This window comes from Bradyrhizobium neotropicale (assembly GCF_001641695.1).
GTDB classification, from domain to species: domain Bacteria; phylum Pseudomonadota; class Alphaproteobacteria; order Rhizobiales; family Xanthobacteraceae; genus Bradyrhizobium; species Bradyrhizobium neotropicale.
In genome coordinates, this window is record NZ_LSEF01000089.1 from 71116 (window position 1) to 96466 (window position 25351).

The window sequence follows — 25351 nt, forward strand, 5'->3', positions numbered from 1 at the left end:
ACGGCGTCATGCGACAATAGATCGCGCGACACGCGATCATTCACACGCGTTGATCAAACTGAGATCTGCGTCGTTTCGACGCCGGAACGTCGCGGACGCACTTCTGTTATCACACGGTAATCTCAACTGGAGTGATGACATGAAGTATCTCCTTGTCGCGATGGCTGTCGGTGCTGCGGCACTTGCCGGCGGATCCGCGGCTCACGCGGCCAACAACGGAAAGGCGGCGCAGAACGCGCAAGGTAGCCCATCGACCGACATCAGCGCGCAACACCGGCATCACTGGCGCGGACACCGCCACCATCATCATCACTGGGGTCATCACGGCCACTATCGTCCATACTATCGCAGCTACGGCTATTATCCGCGGCATAGCTATTATGGCGGCGGGCCCTACGGCTATTACGGCGGTGGCGGTCCCGGCGTGACGTTCAGCTTCGGCTCCGGCGGCTATCGCTACTAGACGAAAGGCCCGCAAAGATGCGGGCCTTTTTCCTGGCGAACGCACTCGGCCTCATGGTTCTCTAGGCGTTGCGAAAGCATCGTCCGGGAGACGCGCCGGAAGGCGGCGCTCCTCACCATGAGGGTCAAAGATCGTACCGCGAAACAAGACCTCATCCTGAGGAGCCCGCCAAAGGCAGGCGTCTCGAAGGATGGCCCGCTATGAAGCTGCTTCCCAAGTTCCTCTCCAAATGCGACAGGCCTATCCCCGCAAAATCATCTTCGCCGTCTCAAGCCCGCTCGCCAGTGCCGCTTCGACCGTTCCCATGTCGCGGCCGCGATAGAGCGCTTCGCCGGAGAACAGGACAGGACCATCCGCGCGCTCAAGGATCGATTGCGCCTCGCGCGTCTGCGGCGTCGCCCAGGAATAGGCGCCGCGCGCGAAGGGATCGTGCGCCCAGTTGGTCGCGGTCGCCGCCACAAGGCCGCGTTCGATATCCTTGCGTGGCAGGCCGAAGATGGCGGCGAGCGAATCCAGCCCGGCCGCGATCAGCGCCTGCGGATCGAGGCGGGACAATTCCGCCGTCCTCGGGCCGCCGAACCAGCCGGTGAGCACCGGACACTTCGAGGGACGTTGCGTCCACCACACCGGGATCGTCTCGTCCGACAGCAGGAAGGTGAGCTCGCCGAGATCCTCCTTCCAGTCGAGCCACCATGGCCGCTCGAAACGCAGCAAAATCTTGATCACGTTGCCGAAGCCGATATCGGCGGCGACTGCAGCCTTGTCGCGCGCAGCTTGCGGAAGCGCGATTTTTGCCAACAGCGGAAGCGGCACGGTGAGGATAACCCTGTCGCAGGCGTACGCCTCGCCGTCGGCGCAGCGAACGCTCACCGTGCCGCCAGTCTCCTCGATCGCCGAGACGACCGAGCCGAAGCGAATCGCAACGCCATGCCTGCGGCACTCGGCCGCGAGATAGGCGACGAGGCCGCCATAGCTGCCGATGATCCGCGCCAGCGGGCTGTGCCCGCCGTCCATCCATTCGTCGCGCAGCGCCAGCGTAGAGGCACGCTCGGGGTCGGCGGCGTCATAGCCCTCGACCATCAACGCAATGTCATGGCGCAGCCGCTCGTATTCGCCTCCCGCAAAATGGCGGCGCAGGAAGTCGGCGACGGAAAGATCGTCCTTCAGCTCCTTCAGCACGCCATGAAGCTTCGCCTCATGCGGATCCAGCTCCTCGCGCGCGAGCGTTTTGCCATCGAAAATCCATTGTGCGCCTTCGATCTCCTCGAGCGACAGATTCGCCTCGCGCGCAAGGCCGCGCGTGACCGGCGCCTCGCCGTGGACGAATTCGGCGCCGCCGTCGGCGGCGTAGCCGAACTCTGATGAGGACAGCGGATGGATGCGCCCGCCGCAGCGCTCGCGTGCCTCCAAAATCGTCACGCGCGTCCCCGCGCGCGCGAGCTCGCGCGCGGCCATCAGACCGGCCGCGCCGGCGCCGACGATGACAATGTGCTCTGATGATTTGCGTGACATGCCGGCGCTTTTACTTGCCCACGGCCTGCGGGTCATTCTGGATGAGATAGCGCAGCAGCAGGACGCCGCCGCCGAGCGGCCGCGTGCTCTCCAGCGTCATCGCGGTGACGGGCGCGCGCTCATCGCTCTCGGCTTCGCCTGAGTCGAACACGATCGGCGCGCCCCTCGCGCCATCCACCGCGGGACACAGGATCAAGTTGAGCTCGTCGATCAGCCCTGCGCGCAGGAACGCGCCATTGGCCGCGCCGCCGCCCTCGAGCAGCAGTCGCTTCACGCCGAGCTCGCGATTGAGAATTTCCAGTGTCAGCGCCAGGTCAATCTCCGACTTTCCGGCAAAGATGTAGGATACGCCTTCGCCGCGCAGGCCGGCGAGATGCGCATCCGACACACTCTCGGTCAGCACCACGACGATCGGATCGCCGCCGATGTCCGAGCGGCCCCAGCCGATCTTGCCGTGCGCGTCGAGCACGACGCCATAGGCGCTCGCATCGCGCCGCGCGAACCAGTTTTCGCGCGGAAACGTCTCGCTCGTCGTGGTGGGATACGGCCTGCCCTTGGCAAACTCCGAGCCGGTGACGCGCCCGATCAGCCAGGCATCGCCGCCGAGCTCGTCATGGATCCGCTCGAACCACTCCGCCCCCGCGCCCTTCGGCCGCCAGCGGCTGTGATGCGTGCGGCCGTCGACGCTCGTGGTCATCAGGCAGATGACATGCGGTTTCATGCAAAACTCCGGGATGCTCTCTCAGGCCGCCGGTCCGCCACCCTTGGCGCGATCACCCTTGGCGCGATCACCTTTGGCGCGATCACCTTTGGCGCGATCGTTCACGATCACCGCCAGCGGATTGAGCTTCGGCGGCGCGACCAGCTTGAGCGTATTGGTGTCGCGGTGATTGAACGGCGCGCCTCTCACGAAAAGCTCGGTCTGAATCAGGTAGGTCCAGCTTCCATCATCGTTGAAAGTGATATCACAACGATAACTGTCGGTGCGGAAGGCTTGTTCCAGGAAATCGGTCGAGCAGATCCCGTAAGCCGTCTCGCCGCGCTTCGCCGTAACCGAGATCTTCTTGTCATCCGGCTGAGCCTTGCCCGACGCAAGCAGCACCTGCCCGCGCGGAATGGCGAGCGTCTGCATGATCAGCCCGGTCGCGGGCTCCCACAGCCAATAGCCGACCTGGTCGTGGAAAGTGATGTCTTCCTCGGGTGTGTTGATGTGGATGTGATAGCGCAGCCCATAGAAGAGCTGCGGCCCGTTGGCCTGCGGATCGATCGGATCCATCCGGATGTGCTCGATGAAGGTCCGCCGCTCCGGCCCCTCGGCCTTCGGATTGATGTCGATGCCCTTGTCCGCCTGCCAGACCCCGGCGAGACGGCGGAGCGGTCCGAGATTGGCGAGACCATCGGGGGAGACGTCGTCGGGCTCGGTGAAGATGTCGGCTGGGATGGGAAGCATGGGGCGGCCTCGCGGGGGGTGCGGGAGTAGCAATAGCACAAGAGCAGGCTATGTGGATTCAAACGCGCCTCACAAACCGGGTGGGCACTGGCGATCCGTTCAGCGCAAGTCGCTCATCCAGGCCACGCCGGCATGCAGGCCTCGTCAGCTCTGGACGCGATGTTTACTACTTCAACGCCAGGCTGCTGCAATACGCCATAGTCTCACCGGATCGCCAACCGGTGATCCGTCCGGCTTCCTTGCACTCGTCGTAGGTCTTGTAGTTGCCGACGTTTCGGCAAGTGAACGAGTACACGCCACCCGAAGCGTTGCAACCGACCCAGGGCTTATTGCCCGTCTTGAAGCTCGATTGGCAACCGCCGACGCAACTGCCCGTTTCGTGTTCGAGCTTGGCAAGCTTCGCGGCATCCGACATTGGCGCCGCCGAAGCGGTCGAGATGGTTGGCGACGTGCGAGAGACGGTGCTGTGGGCTGCCATATGACGCGTCGGCCTGTAAGGCCTCGCCACTTGTTTCGGCGCGTCGACCGTGACGCCGGGAAGCTGGGTGTCGGCGGGTGTCGGTTGAGACATTGCCGCGCCGCCCAGGCCACACAGCAGCAGTGCGAGCGATGCGATTGCGACCGCTGGGCTCGCGAAGAAGAGCGACGAAAGCCTCATAGCCATGTCCTCCCAAATGCGGGGACGGCCAATGTCCATCCCGGAACGGAAGGTATCACGCTCCCATGAAAGTTGAGCTACCGCCTCTCACAACCAGACATGACTGTCGGTCAGATTCGGAAGCTTGACGGCGGAATCAATTGGCCCGCTTCGGCCGAGCATCCAGACTTCAGCAAGCGATTTTCAGGAAAGCGCCATCAGGCTGGATGGTGCCCAGGGGCGGAATCGAACCACCGACACTGCGATTTTCAGTCGCATGCTCTACCAACTGAGCTACCTGGGCGTGCTCCAAGAGAGGGGCCAAGGCCCATCGAGCGGGCGGTTTATAGTGGGCTCGGAGCGGCCTGTCCACCCGGCTTCGCCAAGAGGCTTCGCCGGGCGCGGCCCAGCTGTGCACAAGATGAGGCGGGGCTCGGCGGGTGCGGATGACGATGGACCAGACTTCACGTAACAGCTTGATAAGACATTACTATTCGACGTCATCCGTCTCGTCATCGCGGCCGGGGATGACGTAGGAGCCCTTCAGCCAGCGGTTCAGGTCGACGTCGCGGCAGCGCGAGGAGCAGAACGGACGGGTGGCATGCTCGGCGGGCTTGCCGCAGATCGGGCATTTTCGCTTCGGGTTGGCGGGCTTTTTGACGTGGTCGTCCATGATCGGGGCAGCTTACACGAGGTTAGGCAGTTCAAGAGCCTGTCGGCAAACGGGTTCCGCCAGTGGACGCGCACGCGTCGCCGCCAGGGTTCCACGGGGACTACTCTACTTTGCATGGGGTTGTTTTCGAGATTTTTGTCGGCGCGCGGCCGGCGCCGCCTTCGTGCTCACACGCCGGCGGCGTTGAGCCAGCCGAAGCGGATCGGGAAGCCCTCGCCGCCGAGCAGCGCGGTGGTCTCGTAGAGCGGCAGGCCGACGACGTTGGTGTAGGAGCCGACCATCTTCACAACGAAGGACCCGGCGATGCCCTGCACGGCGTAGCCGCCGGCTTTGCCGCGCCATTCGCCGGAGCCGATATAGGCCTGGATGTCGTCCTCCGAGAGGCGCTTGAAGCGGACGCGGGTCTCGACCAGACGCTGGCGGAAGGCCTCGCGCGGCGTCACCAGGGTGATTGCGGTGTAGACGCGGTGGTTGCGGCCCGACAGCAGCCGCAGGCACTGCGCGGCTTCGTCCACGAGGTTGGCCTTGGGCAGGATGCGGCGGNGGCCGACCGCCACCACCGTGTCGGCCGAGAGGATGAAGGCGCCGCGCAGCTCGTCGTCGAGCTGCACCGACTTCAGCGCCGCATCGGCCTTGGCCCGCGCCAGGCGGTTGGCGCAGGCGCGCGGCAGCTCGCCCCGCTTCGGCGTCTCGTCGACGTCGGCGGGCCTGAGCGCGTCCGGCTCAATGCCGGCCTGGTTGAGCAGCGACAGGCGTCGCGGCGAACCGGAGGCAAGAACGAATTTGGGGCGGCCAAGCATCAGGTGATTTGAGGGGGCGAAGCAGGGGGTGAATTGCGCGCGGAACCTATCGGAAGGGGGCTGATTTCACAACCCGGGAACCCGGACTTAAGCGATTCGGTGGTGCCATGATGCGTGTGCCTGCGCTCTGTGACGGGGGTGTTACGGGGCTCGGGGTTCCGGACGGGGCGCGAGAGTTACCCGCTCGCCGCGCCCGCCTTCGCAAAGCGGCGGCGGATGCGCAGCAGGAGCTGGTCGCAGACCTCGCGATAGGCCGCGAGCTTCTGGTCGCGGCTGCCCTCGGTGGTGGTGGGGTCCTGCGTCGGCCAGTATTCGACGTCGGCAGCGAGCGTTCGGGTCAGATCCAGCGCCTTGTGATGCGCCTCCGGCGACAGCGTGATGATGAGATCGAAGTTGAGCCCCTCCCAATCCTCCAGCTCCTCGAAGGTCTGCGGCCTGTGGGTGGAGATGTCCTGCCCGAGCTCGGCCATCACGGTGACGGCGAACGGATCGAGCTCGCCCTTCCTGGCGCCGGCGGATTTGACGTAGAGGCCTTGCGGAAACATGTGCCGCAGCAGGCTCTCGGCCATCGGCGAGCGCACGCTGTTCATCGCGCAGGCGAACAGCACCGATTGCGGATCGCGTGCGCGTGGCGGACCCGCCATCGCACTTAGCCCTTCCAGTGCAAGACAGTAATGAGCGTGAACAGCCGGCGCGAGGTCTCGAAGTCGACCCGCACCTTGCCCTTCAGCCGCTCCTGGAGCGTGCGCGAACCTTCGTCATGGATGCCGCGGCGGCCCATGTCGATGGCTTCGATCTTGTCCGGCGTCGCCGTGCGGATCGCCTGGTAGTAGCTGTCGCAGATCATGAAATAGTCCTTCACGATCCGCCGGAACGGCGTCAGCGACAACAGATGCGCGACCACGGGCGCGCCGTCCTCTTTGCGGATGTCGAACATCAGCCGGCTGCCGGTGATGCCGATATGCAGCGTGAACGGCCCCTGCCCATCCGCGCCATCAGGCGCGAACAGGTTCTGCTCGATCAGATCGTAGATCGCGATCGCCCGCTCGTGCTCGATGTCGGGCCCGGAACGGCCGATCGAGTCCTCGTCGAGGGTGACCGCGACGATGCGATTGTTGGAGTCGTCCTGTTCGGGCGAGCTGGTCATGACAGATTGAGGCGCAATCCAACCGAGCGCGAATGGGCGTCCAGCCCCTCCGCCTTGCCGAGCGTCATCGCGGCCGGACCCAGCGCACGGAGCTGATCCGGGCCGCATTTCAGAATCGAGGTGCGCTTCATGAAATCATGCACCGACAGCCCCGAGGAGAATCGCGCCGAGCGCGCGGTCGGCAGCACGTGGTTGGAGCCGCCGACATAGTCGCCGATCGCCTCCGGCGTATGCGCGCCGAGGAACACCGCGCCGGCGTTGCGGATCTTGGCGGCGAGCGCATCGGGATCCGTCGTCATGATCTCGAGATGCTCTGCGGCGATCGCATCCGCGAGCGGGATGGCGTCGTTGAGATTCTTCACCACGATGATGGCGCCGAAATCTTGCCACGAGGCGCTGGCGATCGCGGCGCGCGGCAGCGTCTTCAGCTGCGCAGCCACAGCGGCTTCGACATCGGCGGCGAGGCGCGCGGAATCGGTGATCAGGATCGACTGCGCGCTGGCATCGTGCTCGGCCTGCGCCAGGAGGTCGGCGGCGATCCAGTCGGCATTGCCGGTGTCGTCGGCGATGACCAGCACCTCGGAGGGACCGGCGATCATGTCGATGCCGACCTTGCCGAACACCAGCCGCTTGGCGGCGGCGACATAGGCATTGCCGGGGCCGACGATCTTGGCGACCGGCGCGATCGTCGCGGTGCCGTAGGCGAGCGCAGCCACCGCCTGCGCGCCGCCGACGCGATAGATCTCGCTGACACCGCCGAGCCGGGCCGCCGCCAGCACCAGCGGGTTGAGCCTGCCGTCCGGCGCCGGCACCACCATCACGAGCCGCGCGACGCCGGCAACTTTTGCGGGCACCGCGTTCATCAGCACCGAGGACGGATAGGCCGCGGTGCCGCCGGGCACGTAAAGGCCGGCGGATTCGATCGCGCTGTAGCGCCAGCCGAGCTCGACGCCGAGCGGATCGGTGAAGCGCTCGTCCTTCGGGAGCTGGCGGCTATGGTAGGTCTCGATGCGGTCGCGCGCGAGTTTCAGCGCATCCAGGGTTGTGGCATCGCAGACCTTGACCGCGGCCTCGATCTCGGCCGCGGAGACGCGAAGTGCGGATGCAGCCAGCGTCAGGCGGTCGAACTTTGCCGTCGCCTCGATCAGGGCGGCATCGCCGCGTTTCGCCACGTCGTCGACGATGGCGCGCGCGGCGGCTTCGACATCGGCCGAGACTTCGCGCTTGGCGGCGAGGAAGGCCGCAAATCGCTGGTCAAAATCGGCGCTGCTGCGGTCGAGACGAACGGGCATTTTGGCGTGGCTTCTGGCTGGTCTTTTGGGGCGGATCGGCTCACCCGGTCCCCTGCTCAATGGCGCGGCGGGGAAGCGGCGTCAACCCTTGGTCACCCCTTCAGGGATGTCGCTGGTATACCGCCGAGCGCCGGTTTCACCCCTCCCCCGCGATCCCCGGCCCGGTCCCGAGCACATCCGCCCCCAAATCGGTCAGCTCGCATTCCAGGCACTCGACATCGAGACGGATGGCGCCGCCATCGGCGAACAGGAGCAAGGCACTGCCGCTGGGCTCGTCGGCGCGGCCGTCCCGGGGATGAAACTCGATGCCGATGAGGTCCAGAACCGTCTCCGGCGCGGCGAGATCGATGTTGCGCGACTTGCAGGCGAGCACGCGGTCGAAGCGGAGCGCCGCGACCAGCCGGCGCGGCTCGGCCTCGCCGTCCAGCGTCTGCTCCCAGTCGAGCCGGCTCATGCCGACCACCAGCCGCTTCTCGCCCTGCCGCCAGATGATGTCGGCGGTCTGCACGCGGGCATCCTGCACCTGGGTCGAGATCACGGCGAGATCGTCGGCGTCGAGCGCGATCATCTTGAGTTGGGGAGACATCGCCGGCACCTCTCCTTCGACGCGGAATCAGCTCAACGCGCGGGAGCGCCAAGATTTCCGCGCAAGCTACCCGGCCGGCGGGCTAGAGGCCATTGATATCGACCATCTCCAGCACGTTCCGCGGATAACCCTCCCGGGCGACCCGGATCATGGCGCGACCGACCTGCTCGGTCGAGGTCACGTAGCTGGGTGCGAGGCGGCGCAGCACCGACCAGAGCGGCCCGGTCACGGTGTAGACGGCTTGCACCCAGGCCGTCTTGGAGCGCGCGCCGTGCAGCGGCTGGATCGCGGCGGGCCGGAACATGTAGGCGGCCTTGAACGGCAGCTTGAGCAGATCGTTCTCGGTCTTGCCCTTGATGCGCGCCCACATCCGCGCGCCGTGCTCCGTGGAATCGGTGCCGGCGCCGGTGACATAGGCGAACGTCATCTGCGGATTGAGCCGTGCGAGCGTCGTCGCCGCCGCAAGCGTGATGTCATAGGTGAGATGGCGATAGCGCTCCTCGCTCATGCCGATCGAGGAGACGCCGAGGCAGAAGAAGCAGGCATCGAAGCCTTCGAGCTGCGGCGCGATGTCCGCATAGTCCAGAAAATTCTGGTGGACGATTTCGGTGAGCTTGGCGTTGCGCACGCCGGTCGGGCTGCGTCCGACCACGAGCACGCGCGCGATGCCGCCATCGATCAGGCATTCGCGCAACACGCCCTGCCCGACCATGCCGGTCGCGCCGAAGATGATGACCTTCATCAGGATATCTCAGCAGTTCAAGCTGCGGCCGCGATCTCGTTGAAGGATACCCCGGTCAGGGTGGCCGAAACATCCCACAGCCTGGCTCGGGCCGCAAAGTCCTTCGCCTGCGGCATGATCTTCGCAGGCGCTGGCGCGCCCTTCAATTCATAGAACCCGTTCGGACCGTAATAGCCGCCGGCCTCAACAGCCGCCGAGGTCGCGGCAAGGAGCGTGGGCAACGCGCCTTCCGCGGCGGACTGGCTGATGAAAGGCTGCAGCAGCCGGCCGACGCGCCACTGGAGGGTGTCGGCGCCCGGGCCATTCGCAATGAGATCGGTACGCGCGTAGCCGGGATGCGCGGCAATGCTGCGCAAGCCCCAGCAGGCCGCATCGCTGCGGCGCTGCAGTTCGAGCGAAAACATCAGCATCGCGAGCTTGGACTGGCAATAGGCGCGCCAGGGACGATAGGAGCGCTTGCTCTGCAGATCGTCGAAATTGATCGCGCCGGAGCGGTGCGCGAGGCTGGAGAGATTGACGACACGCGGCACCTTGGCGCGGCGCAGTAGCGGCAAAAGGTGCGCGGTCAGGGCATAGTGGCCGAGATAGTTGGTGCCGAGCTGCATCTCGAAACCGTCCGTCGTCTCCTGCCGCCTCGGCAGCGCCATCACGCCGGCATTGTTGATCAGGAGGTCGAGCTGTTCGTGGCTGGCGGCAAAGCGCCTTGCAAAGTCGGCGACGGAGGCGAGGCTTGCGAGGTCGAGAGGCTCATAGGCGATCAGCGCATCGGGAAAGCGGTTGCAGATGGCCTCGATCGCCCGCAGGCCCTTTGCGTCGCTGCGCCCAGCGAGTATGACGATGGCACCGGCGCCCGCCAGCGCCAGTGCCGTCTCGTAGCCGAGACCGCCCGTGGCCCCGGTAATGACGGCGGTCTTGCCGCTGAGGGAGGGAATGTCTGCCGTGGTCCAGTCGGTCATGCCATATCTCCAGGCTTTGAAGGGGGTGGAAGTGCCCCCGCGAACGGCTAAATGTGCACTTGGTGCAAATTTGCAAGAGGTGAAATAGTTTGAAGGCATCCAAGGGCGTGCGCCGACGCGCCAAGCCATTGACTTCAGGAAGCAAATCCGCGGCCACCTCGGGCCTGCGGCAGCGCAAGCGCGAGCAGACCCGCGAGCGGCTGACCCGCGCGGCGATGGCGATGTTCCTGGAGCGCGGCTTCGAGGCCACCACGATCGACGACATCGCGGCTGCCGCCGAGGTATCGCGCCGCAGCTTCTTCCACTATTTCGCCTCGAAGGAGGACGTGGTCGCCGCCTGGCAGGAGGACGCAGCGACCGCACTGGTCGACGCGATCATCGCGAGGCCTATCGAGGAATCCATGCTGACCGCGGCGGAGAACGCGATCGCGGCAGTGGTCAAGCGGGTCGATCCGGCTGAAGCAGCCGCGATGTCGCGGCTCAAGCGCGACAACCCCGCGCTTCAGGCGCGCGACCAGCTCAAATACGAGAAGCTCGAGCGCGCATTGGCCGAGGGGCTCGCCCGGCGTTCCGGCCGAAAATCGGACCGGCTGAAGGCGCGGCTCGTCGCGATGATCGCCACCGGCGCGATGCGCGTCGGCGGCGAAAGCTGGATCGGCGAAGGCGCGCGCGAGAAGCCGGAGGTCTTCGTGAAGCGGACGTTCGATGCGATCAGGGGGATCTTGAAGTGAGGTGTCACCCTCCCCTGGAGGGGGAGGGTAAGCAACGAGGCGTCAGCCTCAGCTCTTGAAAAACGCCAGCAGGTCCGCGTTGATGGTTTCGGCTTCCGTGGTCGGCATGCCGTGCGGAAAGCTCTTGTAGGTCTTCAGCGTACAGTTCTTGAGCAGCTTGGCCGACAACGGTGCGGAATCGGCGTAAGGCACGATCTGGTCGTCATCGCCGTGCATCACCAGCACCGGCACGTTGATCTTCTTCAGGTCCTCAGTGAAATCGGTCTGCGAGAACGCGACGATGCCGTCGTAATGAGCCTTCGCGCCGCCCATCATGCCCTGGCGCCACCAGTTCTGGATCACCGCTTCCGAGGGCTTCGCTCCGGGACGGTTGTAGCCGTAGAACGGACCGGCGGCGATGTCGCGATAGAAGCTCGAACGGCCGGCGGCGAGCTGCGCCTGGAAATCGTCGAACACCTTCTTCGGCAGGCCGCCCGGATTGGCCGTCGTCTGCACCATCAGCGGCGGCACCGCTGAAATGATCGCAGCCTTTGCCACGCGGCTCTCGCCGTGGCGCGCGATGTAGTGCACCACCTCGCCGCCGCCGGTGGAATGGCCGACGTGAATGGCGTTCTTCAGGTCGAGATGCGCCGTCACCGCCGCGAGATCATCTGCATAGTGATCCATGTCATGGCCATCAGCGACCTGCGCCGAGCGGCCATGGCCGCGGCGGTCATGGGCGACGACGCGGTAGCCACGGGTCACGAAGTACATCATCTGCGCGTCCCAGTCGTCGGACGACAGGGGCCAGCCGTGGCTGAATACGATCGGCTGACCCGAGCCCCAATCCTTGTAGAAGATCTCGACGCCGTCCTTGGTGGTGATGGTGGGCATTGCAAGGCTCCTTATCGTAAGAGTAATCCGCAGATGGCCGCGCGAGGTCACCGGCGCGATGCCTCGCATCGCCCGGCAATGTCGGCGATCGGGCGATCAGGCAAAAGCCGTCGGCCTGAAACGACGCCAGGCGCCGATGATAACCAGCACGAAGAACACGAGCACGATGCCCTGCACCACGGCAAAAACTGGGCCTGACGGCGGTGCCGGCGGCACGGCGGGCGCGAGCGCGGCAAGCGCCGGCACCTTCAGGAACGACTGGATCACCAGCACGAAGACGTTGAGATAGAGCGAGACCATCGCGGTCACGATGTAGATCGGACGCCACGCGCCCGACAGCTTCATGCCGTAGAGCGCGATGCAGGCGATCGCGAGCAGCACCAGCGACAGAATGCCGATCATGTGCGACGGCAACAGCTCCTTGAACGGAAACAGGAAACCGGTGACGCTGGTCAGGATGGTGAAGAGGAGAAAGATCGCGGTGAGGCCCGGCATCGGCTTCGAGCCGAGCAGCCCGAACATCACGACAAGGCCGCTGGCGATCGCGATCAGGCTGATGATGACATGGACCAACGTGAAGGCGGGCAGGCTCAACCCAAGAACCACGGCATCTCTCCTACTCTGCGCTGAGATCAGAAGAATGGTATTACGGTCCTCATCGAATTGCCACATGCGTTGGCGCCGCACTTGCGCGCCAAGCCATGCGCCGTCGTGCGAATTGACAAACGCATGCTCAGATTTTTTGCATCGCTGTCACAAACCTCAGCAGGTTTTCGCCGAAAGCTGAATCGATTGTCGCAACATCGGCCCGCGATCAGCGGGCCGATGCGACGGGGTCTCAGACTTCCTTGGTGTCGAAGATCAGCAGGTCGGCGCCGCCACTGGCGAATGTCGGCACATCGCCTGCCGCCGCCTTGCCTTCCGCGCTGCCGAATGCCGCCTGGATATCGGCCACGCTGTCGAAGGTGAGGATGGCAACAAGGTGGACTCCGGAAGGTCCGGCGGGGGAGCCGACCGGCCCCTTGCTGATCGCGTACTTCTTCAAGCCGGGAAGTTTCTTCGCGAGCGGGATGTGCGTTTCGGCATAATGCTTGTCGAAGGCCGCAGCATCCTTGGGCGTCTTGTAGAGCACGACGAGTTCAGCCATTTAGTCCTCCCTTGAACCTAGTTTTGTGTAGACCCTCATGGTCAGGAGCGTGCGAAGCACGCCCCGCGGACGATGCTTCGCATCGCCGCGCGAACCATGAGGCCCCGACGTCCGGGCCTTCATCCTTCGATGACGCGCGCGATGCGCGCTCCTCAGGATGAGGGGATAGTCTGCAGGATGGGTCGCAATGGCAAGTCACATTCCGCTTGCCGATCGCTTGTCTTATCCTTGGCTAAAGCGCGACGCGATCGGTTCCGATCGCGTCGCGCTTTAGGTTATTGTTTGAGCATGATCTTTTCGGAAAACCGCTGCACACTTTGCGCTTGCGCGGCCCTGCGGGTCCGGATCATGCTCTAAAGCGCCGGTTTTGCGGCGTCGCCGAGATAGCCGTGCAGGGACGCCACGACCTGCGCGCCTTCGCCGATGGCGCCGCCGACGCGCTTGACCGAGCCGGAGCGGACGTCGCCGACGGCATAGACGCCGGGCACCGACGTTTCGAGCGGAGCCACGAGCCGCCCCAGATTCTGCTCGGACTGCGCGCCGGTGACGACGAAGCCGCCGCGATCGAGCGTGACGCCGCAGCCGGCTAGCCAGCCGGTGGCGGGATCGGCGCCGACGAACAGGAAGAGATTGCGGATCTCGGCGGAATCCTCATCGCTCGACAACCGGCTCTTCCAGCGGATGCGCCGCAGCAGCGAGGTCTCGTCGCCTTCGAGCGCGGTGATCTCGGTGTTGAACAGCAGCTCGATGTTCGGTGTCGCTTCGATGCGCTCGATGAGATAGCGCGACATGCTGGCGCCGAGGCCGCCGCCGCGAATGATCATCCAGACCTTCTTCGCATGGCCCGAAAGGAACACGGCGGCCTGCCCTGCCGAATTGCCGGCGCCGACCAGCGCCACCTCCTCGCCAGAGCAGAGCCGTGCCTCGACAGGCGAGGCCCAGTACCAGACGCCGCGTCCCTCGAATTCTTCCAGGTTCGCGATCTCCGGCCGGCGATAGCGCGCGCCGCTCGCGACCACCACCGCGCGCGAGCGCAAGGTGTCGCCGCAATCCAGCGCCAGCGCGAAGGCGCCGCCGGCACGCGAGCAGTCCAGCGACTTCACCGACATCGGGATCATGATGTCGGCGCCGAACTTCTGGGCCTGCGTGAAGGCACGGCCCGCCAGCGCCTGGCCGGAAATGCCGGTCGGAAAGCCCAGATAATTTTCGATACGCGCGCTCGCGCCGGCCTGACCGCCGAAGGCGCGGGTGTCGACGACGGCGACCGAGAGGCCTTCGGAGGCCGCATAGACCGCGGTCGCAAGCCCCGCCGGGCCGCAGCCGACGATCGCGACGTCGTAGATGCGATCGTTCTTCGGGCCGCCGATCATGCCGATGGCGCGCCCGAGCTCGATCTCACTCGGATTGCGCAGCACGGTGCCGTCGGCGGTGACGACGAGCGGCCAATCCTCCGGCTTCGGCGAGTAGCGCGCGATCACCTCGGCCGCATCATGCTCGCTGTCGGGGTCGAGCAGATGATGCGGCTGGCCGTTGCGGGTGAGGAAGCCCTGCAAGCGCACCACGCCGGCGGAGTTCGACGGCCCGATCAGCACGGGGCCGCCGACGCCGCCCTGGATCAGGTTGACCCGGCGCAGGATCAGCGCGCGCATGATGCGTTCGCCGAGTTCGGCCTCGGCGACCAGCAGGGCGCGCAGCCGGTCCGGCGGGACCAGGAGCACCTCGACGTCGCCCTCGGCGCGTCCATCGACCAGCGCCGGCCGCCCCGAGAGCTGGCCGAGCTCGGCCAGGAACTGGCCCGGCCCCTGATCGATCACCGGCGTGACGTGACCAAGCCCGTCACGCTCGGTGATGGCGACATGACCCGACAGCACCACGAACATGCCCGGCCCCCGCTTGCCGGTCTCGAACAGAAGCTCGCCGTCCTTGTAGTGCCTGACCTCACCAAACAGGCGCAGCCGCTCGATCTCGGCGGCGGCAAGCGTCGGGAATGTCTGCTCGGGGCGGGAGAACCGCGAGATCAGTGCGTCCCCCTCGGCTCGTTGCGATTCGTCCTGCGCCATTGTCGCTCTCACTCATTCCAAGAAAATTCAGCGGCCGGGCTTCCCGGCGGTCTCCTCATCTAGGGAGGGTTCGTCATTGTGCGAGGGGCCGGTCATCTCCGCGCGCTCGCGCGCCTGGGTCTTCCGCCGCTTCAGGTTCTCGCGCAGCGCCGATTTCAGCCGGTCCTGGCGGGAGTCTGCCGTTCGCTTCTTGTCGTTCTCGTCGGTCATCATGGCCCATGGCGTTGGTCGGCGGCAGCATGCCACCGAAAAACGACAGCTCAAGGGGTCGTCGTCCTGCCGGTGCAACGAAGCGGCCAGAATGGGTCGAATCCAAGGGTACGGCCAACTGGCCATTTGGCTGGGGATTTCTTCGGGAACCAAATCGAGCCAAAATCGGTCATTTCGGGACAAAAAGGCCGCCTCCGGCATCCAGCGGGGCCGATTTTATCGATTTCGCGAGGCGGCAAGCTTGCACATGAGGGGGCCTTGTGGCATCCATCGCCCCGCTTGGCGGGCCCATGTCGCGGCCCGATTCTTTGCCAGCATTTGCTGCCGTAGCTCAGTGGTAGAGCACTCCCTTGGTAAGGGAGAGGTCGACAGTTCAATCCTGTCCGGCAGCACCAGAAATCCAGCAAATTCAAATACTTAGACAAGGATGCAGAGCGCGACAAATACAACTGTTGCGTTAATCTCGCATTTTTCGGGGAAATCGTGCCACCCAATTTGCCACCCCGATCATAGCTACAATCGAAATAGAAAGCCCCTCCAAAGCCTTTAGAGGCCGTAGAGGGGCTATTCGTGTTTGCGCTCCATCTGTGGATCACTTGAGGGGGCGCTAATGGAAAACCGAAGTCTGTTGTTAGATAGGTCTTCGACCGAAGGTGACCTTGAAAGGAGACGCTTCACATGGGCCAGGACAAACAAGAGGGCTGCCTTTGGGCCTTTGTATTCTTTCTGGCGGTCGGTGGTCTGCTTTGGCTTTTTGGTCCAAAGAACGAACAAGAACTAATGGATCACGCTCGGAGGACGTGCGAGCGGCGCGGCGGAATTTTCTACGACAAGGATTTAGGAAACGGCGTCCATCAACTCTGCCATGACGTTCGATGAAGTTCGGTTTCGCAATGTCTCGAATCGAAGTCGGGACAGCGGAAGCCATCCCGACCAAAGCTAGCCGCAAAAGGAAAAGACTAGCTTTACCATAGGTGATTTGTAACCGATGAAACCGCTGTAACCGTTGTAACCGATGATTTCTGGTATACCCCTAGCTGTAAATATCGCTCCCAAGCTTCTTCAAAGTCTGACTTGTAATAACCTTTGTCGGGAGTGCCTTCGAATCTAATCGTCTTTGGTTTGATTTGATGGGGCTTCAACACCCTAGCCAATCCTCTGCCGTCTAATGGCCTTCCGTAGTTGAAGGTAGACCACGGCGATTCATCGATTGAGTTTAGTTTCTCTAAAAGCTCTGTAGTCCTGATCTGCCGTAGCTCTTCTAGGTCGTCATTGAAGACAGAATAGATATCCTTCAAAAGCAATTCACTAAAGCTTGCCGGTTCTATGTCTTTATCGACTAAAGAAAGCTCTATAGCTGCCTTTCGGATTTTGTCTTCCCAACCGTTGCCTGCCAGTCTCCCGACGATAAACAACGGCTCCCACTTGTCTTGCTCTCGGTCGTTGAGACAATCCGGCATCTCGGGTTCTATTTCCTTAGCCTGATCTGAAACGCTTTTAGCCCAATCAATCAGCTTGCGTCCTAGCGCCAACCCTTCGCCAGAATGTTTTCTAGGAAGTATACGAAAGTCACTCTCAAGGCCCGTGGTGAGGCCATGGCGAGGTTTCCGAGATACCCGGCATAGCCAGCGGGCCATCCGCACCGGCTTCCAGCGAAGAAGCCGATGGTGTTTGCGGTACGGACATCGACGGCCAAGGAAATTTATCAGATTGAGCCGCTGGCGGTCGTTTGGATTCCTGGTATTCTTTGATTTGCATCCGGCAGGTCTTGCCCCCAATGGGTGCTTGCATGTGGATCGTTCACGCGCGGATTTCGGCAATCGCGGCTGAGACTGTCGTGCTGTTACTTTGCAGTCAGACGCACGCATTGGCTCGCGGCAGCCAGGTTGGGCATGACGATCCCTGGAGTTCGGCACGTATCGATCGTCTGCCTCCCGAGGTTCGGACTGCTGTCATTCGCATGTGCCGAGACCCACCGCAGGCCGGTCAGTACTTTGCGACCTATATCGACAATTCACGCGTGATGAAGCTGCACTTCGAACATCTGCACTGTGGGGGACAGGCAACATTTTGCAGGGAAGACACTTGCCTCCGCCAGGAATATGTCACTACCGGAGGCCACTATCAGCTCAAGAGAAGCTATTACGGTCGCAATAACGACTGATCTGGCGAGCCATAGCGAAATAGCCCCGTCGGCTACGCGTTACCCAGAAGACGAGCAAAACAGTCACGGAACCTGACTAAAGTCTGTGACCGGCCGCGGATCGCCACTACGTCCTCGAACGGCGACGGGCGGAACGGCACCTTGGAGGAGCTGATCCACTGCCCAGTTCGCAGCAGACATTTGCAGGTTTCGGTCGCGGCTGCTCAACATCGGCGGGGCTGACCACGGACCTACAATTGACGAAGATGGTAGCTCAGATAAGATTGCGCTGCGGCTGAAAGCCGAGGGACATTACCGCTCGAATGCGCTGGTTTCGGGACACTATGAGGCAAAGTACATGGCTGGCGCTGATTGCGCTGGCCATAAACCTCGGGCTGTCCTTTGGTCACTTCCACGCGATCGACGGCAAGGTTTCTGGGCGCGGGATTGCCGAAATGGCGGCCATCGCGTCGCCGGACAATGGCCAGAATAAAGGTCATCCCAACGAAGGCCATGCCGACTATCTCTGTCCGATCTGCATGGCCGCGACCGCGATGGCGAACGCGCTCGCCTCGGCGCCGCCTGCTCTGCCGTTAGAGCCTGCCAACGTTACAGTCGATCGTAAGATCGAAGACGTGCTTGGCTTCGTCGAGCCATCACGGGGCGCATTTCAACCGCGCGGGCCACCGATTTCCTGACATCGCTGTTCCGGTTCCCTGTTAGCGCAGCGTGCTGAAGCACGTTAGCGCAGATGGGTACGAAGCTCCGATCGCGTAGGCGGCGCGTCTTTGGCCGCAAGCTCGAATCTCAGGATTTGGCCATGATTGGTTCCCACTCCTCGCGCGTTAGACGGAGGATTCTCTGCTCCGCATCGTCGCTGGCACTGCTTGCGGCATCGAATGCGCCCATTCTGGCGCAGAACGAGACCACCTCGCCGCCGCCCACCACGGCTGCGCCGCAGCCTCCCGCTGCTACCCCGGCGCCTCAGGAGAGCGCCACGCCCGCCCCGCAACAGACGCCGGCGCCCGAAACGCCACAACAAGCCACGGGTGGCAATGTTCTGCCCGAGACGCGCGTCGTCGCGCCGGCCGAGCGACGCCGGCCGCGAACACCGCCACTGCGTCAGGTGGTGGCCCGGCAGCCGGCCCCGCCGACACCGACACAGGCGCAGGTCGTGAACCAGCAGAACCAGAAGCTCGACGCAGCCCGGCAAACCATTTTGGCGCCAGTCGGTGCTTCCTCCTATGAGGTCAGCCACCAGGCGATCGAGGCGCAGCCGCAGGGAAATAATGCGACGCTGGACAAGGTGCTGTTGCAATTTCCCGGCGTTACCCAGGATTCAGCCGCGAGCGGCGAGTTGCATGTGCGCAACGAGCACGCCAATATCCAATATCGCATCAACGGCATCATGCTGCCCGACGGTGTCGGCGCCTTCGGCCAAATCCTCGACACCGGCATTGTCGGCAGCTTGGCGCTCCTGACCGGCGCGCTGCCGGCGCAATACGGCCTGCGGACGGCGGGCGTGCTCGACATCCAGACCAAGACGGACGCCTTCAACAACACTGGAAGCGTCAGCGTCTATGGCGGCAGCCACGGCACCATCACGCCGAGCTTCGAATATGGCGGCACGGTCGGACAAACCCAGTATTTCGCGTCCGGGCGCTTTCTGCAAAACAATCTGGGAATAGAAAATCCGACACCGTCGAACGAAGCGATTCACGACCGCACGTCGCAGGAAAAGGGCTTTCTCTATCTTTCGACGGTACTCGATCCCACCAGCCGCCTGACGTTCATGAGCGGCATTTCGAACGCGTCGTTTCAGATTCCCAATAGGCCGGGGCAGACGCCCAACTTTAACGTCAATGGGATAACCAACTTCGATTCCTCAACGCTCAACGAGCACCAGAACGAGTTCAATCAGTTCAACGTTCTTGCCTACCAGAAATCGGCGGGGGATATCGACTACCAGATTTCCTACTTCAACCGGTACAGCCAGTTGCATTTCTTTCCTGACCCGCTCGGAGATCTGATCTTCAATGGCGTGTCGTCGGACGTCTACCGTCAGAGCTTTGTCAACGGCATTCAGGAAGATACCGCTTGGCGCGTGGGTTTTGCCCATACGCTGCGGTTCGGATTTTCCGTGAGCGCTGAGCGCTCTTTGGTCAACAACATCTCCACTGTGTTGCCAGTCGATCCCGCAACCGGCAATCAGGTCGATCCCGTAACCGGCAATCCGTTCGGTCCACCCTTCACCGTGTTCGACTCCAGCTCCAAGACCGGCTGGCTGCTCGGCACTTATGTTCAGGACGAGTGGCGGATCACGAATCAACTAACATTGAACGCTGGATTGCGCTTCGACCAGATGTATCAGTATGTCGATGCCAACCAGTTCAGTCCGCGCATCAGCCTGACCTGGAAGCCCTACGACGGAACCACCTTCCACGCCGGCTACGCGCGAAATTTCACTCCGCCACAGCAGGTGATCGCTGCCCCGACCAATCTTGCGCTGGTGACGCCCCCTACCGCGCCCGCCAACACGCAAACTCCCGAGGTGCCGCTCAACAGTCCGGTGCTACCCGAACGCTCTCACGTCTTCGATGTTGGGGTCGTTCAGAAGATCTATCCCGTGCCCGGTCTCGAAGTCGGCGTCGACGGCTATTACAAGATCGCCCGCAACCTGCTTGACGATGGCCAGTTCGGCGCAGCCTATGTGCTAACCGGCTTCAACTATGACCGCGGCGAGAATATTGGCCTCGAATTCAAATCGACCTACACCAACGGCAACTTCCGCGCCTGGGGCAACGTGGCCTGGGCAAAGCAGGTTGCCACCAACGTCGTATCGAACCAGTTTCTGTTCGCTCAGGACGAACTGAACTATATCGCTAACCACTATATCTACACCGACCACGCCCAGGTCTTGACCGCTTCCGCGGGCGCCTCCTATCTGTGGAACGGCACGCGCTTCAGCGCCTCGATGATCTACGGTAGCGGGCTTCGTTCCGGCTTTGCCAATACCGATCATCTGCCGTCTTACACGCAGGTCAATGTCGGGGTATCGCACGATTTCAACATCGTTGCGCCGAACAAGCCGACCACTGTGCGGTTCGATGTCGTCAACCTGTTCGACAAGATCTACGAGATCAGGGACGGAACGGGTATCGGCGTGTTCGCCCCGCAATTTGGACCGCGGCGCGGTTTCTTTGTCGGCGTTTCGCAGAAACTCTGAGTTGGGGCGTGATCACTTATCGAAGAGAGGACCACATGTGGCATAGCAGGCACGGTGGCAGTTTTTGCAGTGGAATCATCACGAGGTTTGCGGGGTTTCTTGCCTATTTGGCAGTGACGGCAGAACCCGCGTTTGCCCAATCTCCAAATCCCTTGTTGCCGCGAAACCTGTCGCCTTGGGGCATGTTCCTCAATGCCGATATCGTGGTGAAAGTGGTGATGATCGGGCTTGCCTTCGCTTCGCTGGTGACCTGGACGGTGTGGCTCGCCAAAACCGTCGAGCTCGGTGGCCAGAAGAGGCTCGCACGTCGCCGGCTCAAAATGCTAGAAAGCGGGGGCAGTCTTCGAGAGGCGGTCCGCGCTTGCGAGACCAGTAGGGACGCCGTTGCGCAGCTTGTCCTGTCCACGGCCCGAGAAGCCGAGCTATCCGACGGCGTCTTTGACGAAGGTTTCAAGGAACGCGTCGCGTTGCGGCTGGAGCGGGTCGAAGCCGCGATGACACGACAGGTTTCGCGTGGCGTCGGCATCCTGGCAACGATAGGCGCCACGGCCCCGTTCGTTGGCTTGTTCGGTACGGTCTGGGGCATCATGAACTCCTTCATCGGCATTTCGGAATCCCACACAACCAATCTCGCGGTGGTGGCCCCCGGTATCGCCGAAGCCTTGCTCGCCACCGCGCTTGGGCTCGTCGCCGCCATTCCGGCGGTCGTAATCTACAACCATCTCGCGCGTGTCATCAGCGGCTACCGCACGCTATTGGGAGACGCCTCGGCGCAACTCCTGTTGATGGTCAGCCGCGGACACAGGAGCCGCGTTGATCAGATGCCCCGCGCTGCGGAGTGAACCGATGGCAGTGCGTCTTGGTAAACGCTCGGGCGACGATGATCTCGAAATTCAGCACGAGATCAATGTCACGCCATTCATTGACGTAATCCTGGTACTTCTCATCATCTTCATGGTGGCCGCGCCGCTCGCGACCGTGGATATCGGCGTCAACTTGCCCGCCAGCACTGCTCCCGAGCAGCCTCGCCCGGACAAGCCTGTGTTCGTCACCATCAAGCCGGACGAGACCATTGCGGTCGGCGAGACTGTGGTGACGCGCGAGGAACTTCCGGCCGCGCTCGATTCCGCCACCAACAATCACAAGGACGAGACGATTTTTGTCCGCGCCGACAAGACACTGAGCTATGGCGAACTGATGGGGGTCATGAACACCTTGCGTGATGCTGGATATCTCAAGCTCGCCCTCGTCGGGCTGGAAGCGCCTACGGCCAAGCAATGAATGCGTTCGCTCTGCATCTGCCAGAAAGGCGCGGGCTTTCCCGCTGGACGTTGGCCGGTCTGACGATCCTGATCGCGCACGCAGCAGTCGTGACAGTGGTTGCGCTATGGTATGCCCGCAGACCAGTGGAACCGAACATTCTTCCAGCCATCGCAGTAACACTTGCACCGGTCGAAGCCAGTTCGCCGCAGGTTCAGAACCAGGACATCGCGGTCGGGCCGACCATGCAACAGGCGGAGGACGCGCCGATAGAGCCTCCCAAGGTCGAGGACAAGCCATTGGAGCAGGTGATACAACCGCCGTCGCCGCCACAACAGGCCGAGGTCACGCTGCCGCAGACCGAGCCGAAAGAAGTGGAAAAGCCGAAGCCGCAAGAGCAGCCTCCCGCGCCGGAAACACGGGCGCCGCCGAAGACGGAGCATGTCGGTCAATTCACTCAAGCCGGCTCCAATGCCTACAACGCGCTGGTGTTTGGGCACCTGCAGCGCTTCAAGCGCTATCCATCGTCGGCGCGAGGGGCACAGGGCACAGTGGTGGTGAGATTCGTCCTGAACCGCGCGGGCGCGGTGATGGAGAGCGCAGTGACGAAATCTTCAGGCAATGGCGTGCTCGATCGCGAGGCGCTCGAAATCCTGCGCCGCGCCAGTCCCTTCCCGCCATTTCCGGCGGCGAAACCCGGGTCTCAGGATAGCTACATCGCACCGGTGAATTTCGCGCGGTAGCTCGAACACGGGCCTTCCTCTTCGACAGCGCAGCCATGCCCATTAGCTCGACCATCTCCTTCGCGAACGCCCTCCTCGGCGCTGATCGAATAGGTTGCGCGTCTGCCCCACAGAACGCCCTCTCCGGGGCAGGTCGATTAGGTTGCCCCCATGCCCATAGGACGCTCCCTTCGGCGATGATCGAATAGGTTGCCCATTCGCCCATACAGAACGCCCCACTCACTCTCGCAGGTGACAGCTCTAGGCCGGTCTGGTCTCCGGCTGATCGACATTTTCAAGGCGAGAGTGACGGTGTGTGGTCGCTCCTGCCGAGGACAGCTCTCGGTCGGCCTTGGTCTGCCCGGCTGACGACATCCTCGGTAGGGGCCCTTCCCTCTCCCCATCTCGCCAAGCCCTTCACTAAGCGCCGAGCAGCACGTCAAGCATGCTCCTGGCTCCCATTGCACCGGGTGCGACAGGGAATGCGAGGGCATGTTGCCCGACGCAAATCACCATCGTGAAGGGTTTGGCCGGATCGGTCACCATTCAATCACACACACTCCAAAGCTGCGGATCAAAGACCGTCATTCATTTTCGGGGTGTTTAGTTCATGGGTAATGCTTGGTCCACCCCGCGCGGAGCTGCCAAGCCACTGAAGCTACCACTTCAGATGCACCTCAGCATTCCCAAGATCAGCCACCCCAGAGTTCCCCGATCAACTTCCAAAGGCCAAATGGGATCGCACTGCTTATGCTTTACGTCCAAGAAACTCTTGACCGCCAGACTGGACTGCTCGCCACCAACACCGTTGGCGAATACGTCACCGTCACTGAACTCGGTGACAAGTACCGAGTTGGGCCGCGGCGTGCCCGCGCGATCCTCCATCACATGGGTGTTCTCGCTGCCGAAGGGCGGCGTTATCGCTTGCCCCGAGCGTTCGTTGAACGTGGCCTTGGCTTTCGCCACGACACCCCAAGATCGGGCTACCCGTTCGACGTTCTGTCTCCGAAGTGCCAAGCTCTAATCGCTGAAGCGTGGGATGACACAGTTGCTAGCCTCGATAGCGAGGCCGACCCGACGATGCATCGTGCCAAGGCAGCGCTTGATGCATTCCGCTCGACCCGCCGTCGTGAGCTGAGCACACAGGAGGCGGTGTGTTGGCTGTGCGACAATTATCCCCGCCTCCTCCATCGTCAGATTGCGGACATCCTCGGTGTCACCGCTCAGCTAGTCTCGAAGTTCACCAAGCTACGAGCCAAGCAGATCAACATCGCCCGCACGACACAGGCGCGGCCCATTCCAACAGTGACCGCCGACCGCAAAGATCACAACATGAAAAGACCAACTCCGAAAGCAGACCAATGAATCCCGACGAAATCCAGATCACCGCGATCATCATCGAGCCGACTGTGGTCAATGACACTGGCAAGTTTACCGCAAACGATGACAGGCAAACCAAGCGGTTTGTCGCTGTCGATCAACCTGACGGCTCGGTAGAGATCATCACCGAGGTCATCTTGGAGTGATCACCAATCACCTAGCGAGTATTCGGTGTGAGCACCTCGCCGTTCTGATCTTGATCATCGCAATATCAGCACAGCCGCTGTTGTCAGCGCTGTGATCTTCAATCCTCAAGACCACCCAAGACCGACTGAAAGAACAGACCAAATGTCTATTGCTTCTGACCGCGACGACCTCCAGCAGGCGTCAGTCTACACGAACAACAATCTCCAAGGCACTCCGGCGTCCCGTGAGCGGGCTACTCTCGATGCCCTAGCGGCGCACCAGCAGTCCCTGAAGGACCTTGCAGCGGCCCAGCGTGCATCCGAGGAAGCCGCCCGTTCATCGTCGTCCTCAATGATGAGGACCAACACCGCGAGCAACGCGTCGATCACCATGTCGCAGGGCAAGGCGTCAATTGTCTCTGGCAGCCCGCACCGTGCCACCGCCGCTTCCTCTCCGCGTCCGGGGATGGTCACCGTCAACGGCATCACCACGACCATCGAAGCAGCCAAGGCAGCCGGTCTCATCTCCCAGGACTACCAACCGGGTTTTAGCACTGGGGTCGCCGCTGCCCCGCAGTCTATTCAGCAGCAGCCGCAGGTTCAGCAGCAGCAATATCAGAGCAACGACGATAGCACCATCAAGGCCACGGCAGAGCAGGCAAAGGCAATCAACGCTTCGACGGCTGCGATTGAGCAGGCTAACGACGCTATCGGCAACTTCGCCGTATCGTCCCTGCTTGAAGATGCCGTCGTGTCGGGTGACATCCCGACCACGCCGCCTAGGGGCGTCAGCGCTGAGCAGGTGTCGGCCGTTGTCGCTGGCTTCGAGGCTCAGGCCAACGCCGTACTGTCCGAGACCGGCGCCTCCGTTTCGCTCCTCAACAATATGCTCAACGAGAGCGAGCTTCGGGCCGCCCGCCTCGCCACCTACCGTGGCAATGATCGGGAACTGCGGGACCTCGGCAACAAGGCGATGGACCGACTGGCGAAGCTGCCAAACGATCCAGCCCTATTCAAGGCCATGACGGCCGACTGGCACGACATCCAGATCACGCGCGGCAAGGACGGAGACACGCTTGTCAAAGCCCCCGGTTGGCCCAAGTCCATGTCGTGGTCAGCAGCAGTGAAGCAGCGTCTGATCACTCCGGGCTAACCAACCAATGAGCAAGCCAGCCAAGCGGCACGCTCCGGGCGCTTCGACTGAACTGCCTGACGC

At 62.8% G+C, this 25351-nt stretch carries 29 protein-coding genes, 2 tRNA genes and 1 pseudogene; 12 read left to right on the top strand and 20 right to left on the bottom strand.

Features of this window, described 5'->3' with window-relative positions; genetic code table 11:
• The first annotated feature begins 139 nt into the window (after nt 1-139).
• Nucleotides 140-463 carry a hypothetical protein gene (locus AXW67_RS28425; protein WP_063680548.1) on the top strand — a complete coding sequence of 108 codons (324 nt, stop codon included), beginning with the start codon at nt 140-142 and terminating at the stop codon, nt 461-463.
• Between the two features lie 240 nt (nt 464-703).
• Here the strand turns inward: AXW67_RS28425 and AXW67_RS28430 are convergent, their stop codons facing one another.
• The 14 genes and pseudogenes from AXW67_RS28430 to AXW67_RS28490 all read right to left on the bottom strand — a co-directional run bounded on the left by AXW67_RS28430 (nt 704) and on the right by AXW67_RS28490 (nt 10258).
• Nucleotides 704-1975, bottom strand: a complete 1272-nt coding sequence (locus AXW67_RS28430) for a flavin monoamine oxidase family protein (protein ID WP_063680549.1) — start codon at nt 1973-1975, stop codon at nt 704-706.
• 10 nt (nt 1976-1985) lie between these two features.
• Entirely contained in the window at nt 1986-2696 is a 711-nt protein-coding gene (locus tag AXW67_RS28435; protein WP_063680550.1) for a RibD family protein, read from the bottom strand.
• A gap of 21 nt (nt 2697-2717) precedes the next feature.
• Complete coding sequence (locus AXW67_RS28440; RefSeq protein ID WP_063680551.1) at nt 2718-3425, bottom strand: FABP family protein; 708 nt, start codon at nt 3423-3425, stop codon at nt 2718-2720.
• Nucleotides 3426-3591: 166 nt separating this feature from the next.
• Nucleotides 3592-4083, bottom strand: a complete 492-nt coding sequence (locus AXW67_RS28445) for a hypothetical protein (RefSeq protein WP_082908089.1) — start codon at nt 4081-4083, stop codon at nt 3592-3594.
• Nucleotides 4084-4290: 207 nt separating this feature from the next.
• A tRNA-Phe gene (locus AXW67_RS28450) sits at nt 4291-4366 on the bottom strand.
• A 186-nt stretch (nt 4367-4552) separates the two neighbouring features.
• Nucleotides 4553-4735, bottom strand: coding sequence for a DNA gyrase inhibitor YacG (gene yacG / locus AXW67_RS28455; RefSeq protein WP_063680553.1), 183 nt, complete (start codon nt 4733-4735; stop codon nt 4553-4555).
• A gap of 167 nt (nt 4736-4902) precedes the next feature.
• Nucleotides 4903-5278 (bottom strand): Maf family protein (locus AXW67_RS44415; protein ID WP_245315759.1); only part of this gene is annotated, 376 nt, incomplete at its 5' end.
• Between the two features lies 1 nt (nt 5279).
• Nucleotides 5280-5535: pseudogene (locus AXW67_RS44420) on the bottom strand (Maf family protein); the annotation flags it as partial.
• Nucleotides 5536-5711: 176 nt separating this feature from the next.
• Complete coding sequence (locus AXW67_RS28465; protein ID WP_027552237.1) at nt 5712-6179, bottom strand: arsenate-mycothiol transferase ArsC; 468 nt, start codon at nt 6177-6179, stop codon at nt 5712-5714.
• A 5-nt stretch (nt 6180-6184) separates the two neighbouring features.
• Nucleotides 6185-6682 (bottom strand): UPF0262 family protein, encoded by a 498-nt coding sequence (locus tag AXW67_RS28470; protein ID WP_063680555.1) that lies wholly within the window; start codon nt 6680-6682, stop codon nt 6185-6187.
• On the bottom strand, nt 6679-7974 hold the full coding sequence (gene hisD / locus AXW67_RS28475) for a histidinol dehydrogenase (protein ID WP_063680556.1): 1296 nt from the start codon (nt 7972-7974) through the stop codon (nt 6679-6681). Before hisD ends, AXW67_RS28470 begins: the two co-directional genes overlap by 4 nt.
• Nucleotides 7975-8110: 136 nt before the next feature.
• Entirely contained in the window at nt 8111-8560 is a 450-nt protein-coding gene (locus tag AXW67_RS28480) for a DUF2948 family protein (protein ID WP_063680557.1), read from the bottom strand.
• Between the two features lie 82 nt (nt 8561-8642).
• Entirely contained in the window at nt 8643-9302 is a 660-nt protein-coding gene (locus tag AXW67_RS28485; protein ID WP_063680558.1) for an NAD(P)H-binding protein, read from the bottom strand.
• Nucleotides 9303-9319: 17 nt separating this feature from the next.
• On the bottom strand, nt 9320-10258 hold the full coding sequence (locus tag AXW67_RS28490) for an SDR family oxidoreductase (protein WP_063680559.1): 939 nt from the start codon (nt 10256-10258) through the stop codon (nt 9320-9322).
• Between the two features lie 89 nt (nt 10259-10347).
• Here AXW67_RS28490 and AXW67_RS28495 point away from each other — a divergent pair, with 89 nt between their 5' ends.
• Nucleotides 10348-10989: a TetR/AcrR family transcriptional regulator gene (locus AXW67_RS28495; RefSeq protein WP_063680560.1), complete on the top strand. Its 642-nt coding sequence runs from the start codon at nt 10348-10350 to the stop codon at nt 10987-10989.
• Nucleotides 10990-11037: 48 nt separating this feature from the next.
• Here AXW67_RS28495 and AXW67_RS28500 read toward each other — a convergent pair whose 3' ends face one another.
• The 5 genes from AXW67_RS28500 to AXW67_RS28520 form a co-directional block, all read right to left on the bottom strand.
• Entirely contained in the window at nt 11038-11862 is an 825-nt protein-coding gene (locus tag AXW67_RS28500; RefSeq protein ID WP_063680561.1) for an alpha/beta fold hydrolase, read from the bottom strand.
• A gap of 96 nt (nt 11863-11958) precedes the next feature.
• Nucleotides 11959-12468, bottom strand: a complete 510-nt coding sequence (locus AXW67_RS28505; RefSeq protein ID WP_063680562.1) for a hypothetical protein — start codon at nt 12466-12468, stop codon at nt 11959-11961.
• Nucleotides 12469-12700: 232 nt separating this feature from the next.
• Nucleotides 12701-13009 carry an EthD family reductase gene (locus tag AXW67_RS28510; RefSeq protein ID WP_027552228.1) on the bottom strand — a complete coding sequence of 103 codons (309 nt, stop codon included), beginning with the start codon at nt 13007-13009 and terminating at the stop codon, nt 12701-12703.
• A 353-nt stretch (nt 13010-13362) separates the two neighbouring features.
• Nucleotides 13363-15069, bottom strand: coding sequence for an FAD-dependent oxidoreductase (locus AXW67_RS28515; RefSeq protein WP_063680563.1), 1707 nt, complete (start codon nt 15067-15069; stop codon nt 13363-13365).
• A 27-nt stretch (nt 15070-15096) separates the two neighbouring features.
• Nucleotides 15097-15279, bottom strand: coding sequence for a hypothetical protein (locus tag AXW67_RS28520; protein WP_063680667.1), 183 nt, complete (start codon nt 15277-15279; stop codon nt 15097-15099).
• Between the two features lie 320 nt (nt 15280-15599).
• Here AXW67_RS28520 and AXW67_RS28525 point away from each other — a divergent pair.
• Nucleotides 15600-15674, top strand: a tRNA-Thr gene (locus tag AXW67_RS28525).
• A 283-nt stretch (nt 15675-15957) separates the two neighbouring features.
• Nucleotides 15958-16158 (top strand): hypothetical protein, encoded by a 201-nt coding sequence (locus AXW67_RS42270; RefSeq protein WP_145927927.1) that lies wholly within the window; start codon nt 15958-15960, stop codon nt 16156-16158.
• Between the two features lie 86 nt (nt 16159-16244).
• Here AXW67_RS42270 and AXW67_RS41015 read toward each other — a convergent pair whose 3' ends face one another.
• Nucleotides 16245-16916 carry a DUF3631 domain-containing protein gene (locus tag AXW67_RS41015; RefSeq protein ID WP_161491302.1) on the bottom strand — a complete coding sequence of 224 codons (672 nt, stop codon included), beginning with the start codon at nt 16914-16916 and terminating at the stop codon, nt 16245-16247.
• Nucleotides 16917-17745: 829 nt separating this feature from the next.
• Between AXW67_RS41015 and AXW67_RS28530 the strand changes: the two genes are divergently transcribed.
• The 8 genes from AXW67_RS28530 (at nt 17746) to AXW67_RS28560 (ending at nt 25288) form a co-directional block, all read left to right on the top strand.
• A complete protein-coding gene (locus AXW67_RS28530; RefSeq protein ID WP_063680564.1) occupies nt 17746-18120 on the top strand; it encodes a DUF2946 family protein in 375 nt (124 codons plus the stop codon).
• Nucleotides 18121-18173: 53 nt separating this feature from the next.
• The gene (locus AXW67_RS28535) at nt 18174-20648 is read left to right on the top strand and encodes a TonB-dependent receptor (RefSeq protein ID WP_245315761.1); all 2475 of its coding nucleotides are present in this window, start codon (nt 18174-18176) and stop codon (nt 20646-20648) included.
• Between the two features lie 35 nt (nt 20649-20683).
• The gene (exbB, locus tag AXW67_RS28540) at nt 20684-21490 is read left to right on the top strand and encodes a tonB-system energizer ExbB (RefSeq protein ID WP_082908076.1); all 807 of its coding nucleotides are present in this window, start codon (nt 20684-20686) and stop codon (nt 21488-21490) included.
• Nucleotides 21491-21494: 4 nt separating this feature from the next.
• The gene (exbD, locus tag AXW67_RS28545) at nt 21495-21929 is read left to right on the top strand and encodes a TonB system transport protein ExbD (protein WP_063680566.1); all 435 of its coding nucleotides are present in this window, start codon (nt 21495-21497) and stop codon (nt 21927-21929) included.
• A complete protein-coding gene (locus tag AXW67_RS28550) occupies nt 21926-22651 on the top strand; it encodes an energy transducer TonB (RefSeq protein WP_063680567.1) in 726 nt (241 codons plus the stop codon). Before exbD ends, AXW67_RS28550 begins: the two co-directional genes overlap by 4 nt.
• Before the next feature lie 729 nt (nt 22652-23380).
• Nucleotides 23381-23995 (top strand): hypothetical protein, encoded by a 615-nt coding sequence (locus AXW67_RS28555; protein ID WP_063680568.1) that lies wholly within the window; start codon nt 23381-23383, stop codon nt 23993-23995.
• Nucleotides 23992-24156: a hypothetical protein gene (locus AXW67_RS42890; protein ID WP_161491303.1), complete on the top strand. Its 165-nt coding sequence runs from the start codon at nt 23992-23994 to the stop codon at nt 24154-24156. Before AXW67_RS28555 ends, AXW67_RS42890 begins: the two co-directional genes overlap by 4 nt.
• A gap of 142 nt (nt 24157-24298) precedes the next feature.
• A complete protein-coding gene (locus tag AXW67_RS28560) occupies nt 24299-25288 on the top strand; it encodes a hypothetical protein (protein WP_063680569.1) in 990 nt (329 codons plus the stop codon).
• The last annotated feature ends 63 nt before the right edge of the window (nt 25289-25351 follow it).